This window comes from Rhodopseudomonas sp. G2_2311 (assembly GCF_047501505.1).
Taxonomy (GTDB): domain Bacteria; phylum Pseudomonadota; class Alphaproteobacteria; order Rhizobiales; family Xanthobacteraceae; genus Rhodopseudomonas; species Rhodopseudomonas palustris_H.
In genome coordinates this window covers 496587-502989 of the sequence record NZ_JAZDRK010000003.1, presented here as the reverse complement: position 1 = coordinate 502989, position 6403 = coordinate 496587, and the positions used below count along the sequence as shown (strand labels likewise).

At 66.7% G+C, this 6403-nt stretch carries 7 protein-coding genes; 1 reads left to right on the top strand and 6 read right to left on the bottom strand.

What is annotated here, in order from left to right:
- Window positions 1-269: 269 nt before the first annotated feature.
- A complete protein-coding gene (locus VRZ08_RS07735; protein WP_205502741.1) occupies window positions 270-1304 on the top strand; it encodes a GGDEF domain-containing protein in 1035 nt (344 codons plus the stop codon).
- Between the two features lie 8 nt (window positions 1305-1312).
- Here the strand turns inward: VRZ08_RS07735 and VRZ08_RS07730 are convergent, their stop codons facing one another.
- From VRZ08_RS07730 to sufA, 6 genes are all read right to left on the bottom strand, one after another.
- On the bottom strand, window positions 1313-1819 hold the full coding sequence (locus VRZ08_RS07730) for a TfoX/Sxy family protein (protein WP_414532178.1): 507 nt from the start codon (window positions 1817-1819) through the stop codon (window positions 1313-1315).
- A gap of 109 nt (window positions 1820-1928) precedes the next feature.
- Window positions 1929-2174 (bottom strand): hypothetical protein, encoded by a 246-nt coding sequence (locus VRZ08_RS07725; protein WP_414532177.1) that lies wholly within the window; start codon window positions 2172-2174, stop codon window positions 1929-1931.
- 121 nt (window positions 2175-2295) lie between these two features.
- Window positions 2296-2769, bottom strand: coding sequence for a RidA family protein (locus VRZ08_RS07720; protein WP_414532176.1), 474 nt, complete (start codon window positions 2767-2769; stop codon window positions 2296-2298).
- The gene (locus tag VRZ08_RS07715) at window positions 2766-3866 is read right to left on the bottom strand and encodes an NAD(P)/FAD-dependent oxidoreductase (RefSeq protein WP_414532175.1); all 1101 of its coding nucleotides are present in this window, start codon (window positions 3864-3866) and stop codon (window positions 2766-2768) included. The genes VRZ08_RS07720 and VRZ08_RS07715 overlap by 4 nt, the downstream gene beginning before the upstream one ends.
- Before the next feature lie 5 nt (window positions 3867-3871).
- Window positions 3872-5836: a CTQ-dependent glycine oxidase GoxA gene (gene goxA / locus VRZ08_RS07710; RefSeq protein ID WP_414532174.1), complete on the bottom strand. Its 1965-nt coding sequence runs from the start codon at window positions 5834-5836 to the stop codon at window positions 3872-3874.
- A 155-nt stretch (window positions 5837-5991) separates the two neighbouring features.
- Complete coding sequence (gene sufA, locus VRZ08_RS07705) at window positions 5992-6363, bottom strand: Fe-S cluster assembly scaffold SufA (protein ID WP_107344400.1); 372 nt, start codon at window positions 6361-6363, stop codon at window positions 5992-5994.
- Window positions 6364-6403 lie beyond the last annotated feature (40 nt).

Here is a 6403-nt window from a genome sequence, read left to right as displayed (position 1 = left end):
GCACCGCACCTGCCCCCACCCCCCACGCCTCCTTCGGCTCGGCGCCGCCGGCCCGCGACACGTCGTCTGAAGCTGGCGATCACTCGCACCTGCCGGCATTCTTGTTGCGCCCCGTGCGCGCGCGTGGCTGACCTGCGCGGGAACCTGAAGGCGTTTAACCACGCCTTCACCCAACGACCTTAGGTTCACGCCGTTTCAGGGAGATGCGTTGCGAAACGCCGGATCGGAGGTGGCTGGTGGCCGCTAAGCAGGACGACCATGACCGCACCATGGCCTACGCCGAGGTCGCCCTCTCCCAGATCAAGACCCTCCGCCAAGGCGCCGTCCCGCGCAATTACGAGATCTGGTACGTCTACGCCACCGGCTACAATCCCGAGCTGAACAAGGCGATCAACGACACGCTGGCGGAGCGCGGCAGCCTCACCGACGCCGACCTCGACCAGTTGCACGATACTTATCTGTCGCACGGCCGCACCACCGACCGGATCGACCGGATCGGCGCCCGCGTCGCCAACGAGATCGACGACATCATGGCGCTGCTCGCCGAGACGCTCGGCAGCACCGCCAGCTTCGGCGACGACCTGCGCGGCGAAAGCCAGAAGCTGTCGCTGGCGACCGACCACGACCAGATCAAGGCGATCGTCGAGCGTCTGGTCGTCACCACCCGCGAGATGCAGCAGGCCAACAGCGCGCTGGAAGAGCGGTTATCGACCTCCAAGCAGGAGATCGCCAATCTCCAGGTCAGCCTCGATGCGATCCGCGCCGAGAGCCTCACAGATCCCCTCACCGGCCTTGGCAACCGCAAGCTGTTCGACCGCACCGTCCAGGAAGCGATCCGCAACGCCGGCACCAGCCAGCAGCCGCTGTCGCTACTGATGATGGACATCGATCACTTCAAGTCGTTCAACGACACCTACGGCCACCTCACCGGCGACCAGGTGCTGCGGCTCGTCGGCCTGACGCTGAAGCAGAGCATCAAGGGCCAGGACTTCACCGCGCGCTATGGCGGCGAGGAATTCGCCGTGGTGCTGCCGAACACGCCGATGCGCCAAGCGATCATCGTCGCCGACAACATCCGCCGGCTGGTGATGTCGAAGGAGCTGAAGAAGAAGTCGACCGGCGAAATTCTCGGCCGGGTGACGCTGTCGGCCGGCGTGTCGACACTGAAGCCGAACGACGATGCCGAAGCGCTGATCGAACGCGCCGACGCCTGCCTCTATGCCGCCAAGCGCAACGGCCGCAACCGCGTGATCTGCGAGACCGATCCGGAATTCTCCGGCGTCACCCAGGCCGCCGTCGCCTGACGCCGCCGTCAGCGCGCCGCCCGGCCGCGCTTCGCCGCAGGAGCTTTTGTGGTCTTCGCGGTCTTGGCCCGACCTGCTGCCTTCGCAACTGTCTTGACCTTCCGTTGAGCGCTGGCCGGCTTGGTTAGCTTCGGCGCCTGGCTGCTATCAGACGTGGCCTTCTTCTTTGTCCCACGCCGCGTCTTCGACGCCTTGCTGAGCGCGGCGCGCTCGGCGGCGGCATGGGCGGTGCGGGCCCATTGCGCGAGCTCGTCCGGATCGTCGAGCAACCGCTCCGGCAGCAGCCAGTACGAGCCGACCGTCACCGTCTTGGTGCGGGTGTCGTAGCGAAACGGCCGGCTGCCCTCGGCCTCGAACCGCGCCGCGCCGTCCGCATCGGTGCGCAGATAGATCGCATCGCGGATCACCAGCGCAAACGTCACGCCGTCAGCCGAGATCCCAAAGCCCGAGAACATCCGCCGGATCGTTACCGGACCGAATGGCGCGAACAGATCGGCGAGGAACTCACGGTCCATGGCTGGCTCATCAGGCTAAGTCGCGGCGAGCTGCGCCGCCGGTGCAATTTCCCAGGATAACAATAAACACCGCGAACGCGAAGGCATGCGCTCGCAGCACTCCGCGCGGCTACATCTGGACGCCGAGTTCCTGCAGCCGCTCGGCCGCTTCCTTGAACTGCGGGCTGAGCTTCACGGTCTGCTGAAAGTCAGCGACCGCGTCTTTTCTGTCGCCGGAGTCGATCGCCGCCCTGCATGCTGCGAGGCTTGTCTCGACTGACGTGATCGGCTGCTGGCATGTCTGCGCCGCGTCCTCACTCTGAGCGTGGGCCGGCAAACTGAACGCAAAAACAGACAGCGAGACACAGCTCGCCAACAAAACAGACGTGAGGACAAAATACGGCCGGGCGATCGCCGCCTCCGAAAGGAAATCGTGCTTCCTTCCAGTCGCGCGATGGCCCGCACCGGTTCAAATGTGAGCCCGGAGGCCGGCGGTCTTACTTCGCCGGTGCGTAGAACGTGCCGTCGATTTCGGCGATGTCGCCCTGGTCGAGCGCCGGCACCTGCAGCACGGTGCGCGGCGGATACGGGCCGTCGCCCCAGATGTCCTTCTGCACCTTGTTGACCACCGGACGGTACTTAGCGACGTCGGTCACGAACACGGTGAGCCGCACCGCATCGGCCTTGGTGGCGCCGGCCGCTTCGGCCGCGGCCAGCATGTTGTCGAACATCCGCCGGATCCGCGCCTCGTCGCCGTCGACCATCTTGCCGGTGACACGGTCGGTGCCGCGCATCCCGCCGATGAACACGAAGTCGCCGGCGCGAGCGCCGATGCTCCAGGTGCCGCTCGGTGTGATCGTCTTGTCAGTCGGCGCGATAATCTTCACCGCGCTGGTTTCGGCGGAAGCCGCGGCCGGCAAGGTGATAGCAAGGGCGGCAGCAGCAAAGAGCGTGCGCAGAGAGGCGTTCATGGCGAGATCTCCTGGTTAGGGTGGGACGATGCGACAGTGCGGCGGCGCTGCCAGAACGGCGCATCGGCGAAGCGCGGCTCGGCGGCGTACATCGCCTGCTGGGTAACGAGGTGCTGCGCGATGCCTTGCAAGTAATCGCGCTCATAGGCGTCGGCCCGCTCGGGATCGCCATCGGTCAGCGTCAGCGCAGCCTCGGCGGCCGCCATGCCGCTCCACAGCGCGGTGGCGAGACCGTTGGCGCCGAGCGGATCGAGCGCGGCCGCAGCATCACCGGCGCGCAGGATGCGCCCCTCAATCAAGCGGCTGGCGGTGACGGTGGCGGCGGGCGCAACCTGGGGCGGCGCACCTGCCGCCCTGGCATCGAGGCCGAGACTCCGCAGCCGCGGGGCGATCGCGACCGTCGACGCAGCCAGGCTGGTCCATGTGGCGCCATTCTGCGCGGCGCCGGGCGGCAACAAATCGGTGTCGGTGAACAGGCCGAGCATCATGCGGTTGCCCGGCAGTGGGGCCATGTACCACCAGCCAAGCGCGACCGCTTCGATCAACGTCGCCGCGGCGGGTTCGGTATCGTCCGGCAGGTCGAGCACGCGCCACACGGCGACCAGCCGGTCGGTGCGGCGGCGCCCCGCCGCCGTTCCCGACGACAAAGCGGCGCGGCCGCTGCAGTGTTTGGCCGGGTGGGCTAACACGACGGGGCCATCGCCGAGTTCGAGCACGACTCCATCGCAGTGATGGACCAGCATGGTGACGATGATCGGATGGCACTCGATCACGTCGTTATTAAGCTTGGCCCGCATCTGCCGCTCGAAGCTGGCGCGATCGAGGTGCCAGGCGCCCTCGCCTTGCGCGGCCCGCCGCAAGGTCCCATCGCCCCACACCGAAAACCTGCCTTCGCTCGGCAGCGCGCTTTCAGCGTCGAGCAGGTCGGCCCATTGCAGCCGCGCGAGCAATGCGGCAGCGGCCGGCGACAACGTCTCGCCGCGGCTGATCACCTCGCGATCCGGCGCGATCAGCAGCGGGCGTCGCCCGGCCAGCACCAGGCTGCGGGCGGCGGCAAGCGCCGCCACCCCTGCGCCGATCACGGCGATCCGGCCCATCGAGATCAGCGCGCCAGCGTCGGCGCCGCGATGTCCATCGAGCCGCGCTGGACTTCGACATAGAGTTGGTCGGGCACACCCGGCAGCCCCTTCGGACCGGGACGGCGCACCACGACGCCCATCTGCGTCCACAGCTCGATCATCCGGCGCAGACCGTCGGTGTAGCCCGCTTCGACGTGCAGGCCGATGCCTGCGGCGCCGCGCGCCCACGGCACCCGCGTGTGATAGAACCGCAGCCGCTCCTCCTCGGTGAGGTCGGTGCGCATCATCTGCTGATAGAACGCCTCGGGCAGCACATCGACCGGCAGCAGCGCCGGCCACCACACCGGCGTCGGGAAGCCGCTGGCGGTGAGCACCGCCTGGCAACTGAACGCATCGCCCTGCCACGGCACGCCCATCCACCGCGTCAGATCGCCCGGCGCCTGCGGGCCGATCGGCTTGCCCTGATCCGGCTTGTCGGGATTGCCCGCGAACACGTTGACCGGATTGAGCTGCAGCCCGACATCCTGCGCCAGGTTCTTGCGGTTCGACAGCGCCAGGCGGAACGGCAGCTTGGTCTCGTTCGGGCCGCGATACAGCGCCTTGTGGCGGATCGGCCAGGTGATCTCGACGCCGGGATGGAACGCTCCGCCCGAGCAGGCGTCGAGCGCAGCGCGCGTCATCGCCTCGGGGCGTAGTTCGATCGGCAGATCGTCGAGTGTGCGAACCCCGTCCGCGCTCTTGTCAGCGTAGTCCGCCTCGAACTTGCCGTCGGCCCAGAGTTCGAGCACGCGATACTGCGTCGGCGTCAGCGCCAGCCAGGCGTGCGGGCTGTCCTGATAGTTGACGCCGTCGCCGAGCATAATCGGAATCGCGTAGCCGCGCTGATCGCTGCCGTCCGGCTTGCGGAACGCATCGAACACCTTCTTGCGCTCGGCCTTGGCATCGGCACCGGGCTTGGCCAGCGTCTCGATCGTCGCCGGACTGGACAGATCACCGATATCGTTCCATGCGGCGCCGAGGAACGACGCCGTCGCCACCCACTGCATCGCGCCAGCGCGGCGTAGGATCGGCAGCACGTCGCGGCGGAACGACACCTTGTCGGTCGGGCTCTGCATCTGGCCGAGCGCCACCATCGCTTCGCGCGCAGCGTCGTACAACGTCACGATCGGCTCGAGCTGCGGCGCGAATTTCGGTCCGCAACACACTACCCAGGCCGGATCGCAATCGAGCTTCTGGCCGTCGACCGTGACGGTCGCCTTGACCCAGCCGTCGGCCCAGTCGTCGTGCCAGCCGTCATTGTTGGTGAAGTCGCGCACCGGATTCTGCGGCAGCGCGGTGCGCGAAACGCCATCGGCAGCGAACACCAACAGGCGCCCCTTGTCGTCGGTGCGCAGATGGCCAAGCGAGACGTCGAGCGTCTGCCAGAACCGGCCCTTCATCCGGTACTTGTCGTCGCCGCCCTTGGGGTTGGTCGAGGCGCCGGAAATCTCCAGCTTGCCGGCGTCGATGCACAGCATCGCTTCGCGCTTATCGGCCGCGACGAAGGCGTTGCGCTGCGCGCCGGGAACGCCGGGCGCAGTGTCGCCGCGATCCATCGCGTTGACGAAGCCGTACCAGGCCGCCTTGGTGTTGGCGACGTGCACGCTCCAGGTCACGCCATCGGCGCCATCGAGCTCGCGGACCACGCGCCCCTGGTCGTCGTAGCCGAACAGGCGGAAGCGCTGCACCTGTTTCTTGATCCGTCCCTGCTTATCCTTGAAGCCGCCTTCGGGCTCGTCGAGCAAGCCCGGCACCTCCGGCGCCAGAAACCAGTCCTCGGCATTACCGACCCGGGAGAAGCCGATCGCCGGGAAGATTGCGACCTTGGCGATCTTTGCGCCTTTTGGTGCTGCAGGTTGCGCGTGCAACGACGAGATCGCCGCCTTCGCCAGCAGCGGCCCTCCGAGGCCGACGGCTGCAGCTCCGAGCAGAAAATCGCGGCGCTTCATCTGATGATCCTCCCCTGTGGTTCCACCCTTGGAGAGGTATTCGCTTGCTGCACCTTAAGGTGCACTTAATTCGCACACGCAAATAGCGCACGGTGTCGTACCGCGCGCTCTACACTTCTGATGGTATGTAAAGTTTGAATCGGATTCGACTGAACTCAGCCATCGATCGAGGCCGGCTTCAGCTCCACGGACTCGCCGCAGCCGCACGCTGAGATCTGGTTCGGGTTGTTGAACACGAACTGCGCCTGCATCCTGTCGGCCTTGTAGTCCATCTCGGTACCGAGCAGGAACAACACCGCCTTCGGATCGACCAGGATCTTCACGCCCTTGTCTTCGATGACTTCGTCGTTCGGCTTGATATCGTGCGCGTACTCGACCGTGTAGGATTGTCCGGCGCAGCCGCCATTCTTGATCCCGACGCGCAAGCCGAGAATCTCGCTGTCGGCGCGGCCCATGAGTTCTTTCACGCGAATGGCCGCGGCATCGGTGAGCCGCATCACTTGAGGCCGAGGACGTGCCGTAGCCATGGTGTTTTCCACTCCTGTTGCCGGACCTACCCGGAGACGT

Coding starts and splice junctions, on each gene's coding strand:
- VRZ08_RS07715 (WP_414532175.1), bottom strand. CDS start 3,866: ATGGGCCGGATCGCCGTGATCGGCGCAGGGGTGGCGGCGCTTGCCGCC.
- sufA (WP_107344400.1), bottom strand. CDS start 6,363: ATGGCTACGGCACGTCCTCGGCCTCAAGTGATGCGGCTCACCGATGCC.
- goxA (WP_414532174.1), bottom strand. CDS start 5,836: ATGAAGCGCCGCGATTTTCTGCTCGGAGCTGCAGCCGTCGGCCTCGGA.
- VRZ08_RS07735 (WP_205502741.1), top strand. CDS start 270: ATGGCCTACGCCGAGGTCGCCCTCTCCCAGATCAAGACCCTCCGCCAA.
- VRZ08_RS07720 (WP_414532176.1), bottom strand. CDS start 2,769: ATGAACGCCTCTCTGCGCACGCTCTTTGCTGCTGCCGCCCTTGCTATC.
- VRZ08_RS07730 (WP_414532178.1), bottom strand. CDS start 1,819: ATGGACCGTGAGTTCCTCGCCGATCTGTTCGCGCCATTCGGTCCGGTA.